Source organism: Phocaeicola intestinalis, assembly GCF_014837065.1.
GTDB lineage: Bacteria > Bacteroidota > Bacteroidia > Bacteroidales > Bacteroidaceae > Phocaeicola > Phocaeicola intestinalis.
Window position 1 is genome coordinate 1 of the sequence record NZ_JACSPP010000143.1, and the last position, 815, is coordinate 815.

The following is an 815-nucleotide window of genomic DNA, read 5'->3' on the forward strand; positions in this document are numbered from 1 at the left end:
CCCGACGCTCCGTGCCGCCATTCGTGCCGTGTACAAGTGTGGAGTTTTGAATCCTCTTGAAGCTGAAAAACGTATCAGGCTGCCCAACGGCTATTATGCGGACATGTATGCCCTGCCGATGGTGGTGGCACTCGCTTTCCGCATTGACACGTCAGGTGCCGCAATGATTCGCAATGTCCTGCTGGAAAGATTGTGCCGGCGAAAAAAGGAACAAGTCCTGCTGGTGTCAGTGAATAACAGAATGCCGAATGAATGTTAGAATGAACTTTTTATGTTCAGCCATTTGATGATTAACGATTTAATATGACGTAGTGACAACATGAAGTCATTGAATCTGTAAATCAGAACATCAGTCAATCTGTAATTATCTGCAACAACCAGTCCCCGAAGACGTGCATATTCCACGACTTCGGGCTTTTTTATCTCCTTTTACCTGGAAGAGCCACCCGTTTATACTGCATTTTCTTTTGGCATGACCTATTTTGCGCCGTTCCGCATAGATTTGCGTATCAAGATTTTACCGACACTTCCGTAGCTTTGCAACCATGTTTAACCCGTTGCCGACAGAATGTAGGCAACACTAAAACCAGTATCAAGAATATGGAAAAAAAGAAGAATTCATTCGCGTAAGTACAACTCTCTACAAGATTGTGAACCAGTCCCGCATTGACGGAGGCTATATGAAGAAGGTACTCTCACAGGCTTTAGGAAACAAAAAAGCCATAGCTCATTAGGGCATTTTCTTTACGCAGTGCAGGCACCGCTAAAAATGCCCCAATGAGCCAACGGGGTTACACCCCTCTGGACACCCCCGT

At 45.5% G+C, this 815-nt stretch carries 1 protein-coding gene; it reads left to right on the forward strand.

What is annotated here, in order from left to right:
* A partial coding sequence (locus H9625_RS17410; protein ID WP_191765589.1) for a hypothetical protein occupies nt 1-259 on the forward strand: 259 nt, incomplete at its 5' end.
* Nucleotides 260-815 lie beyond the last annotated feature (556 nt).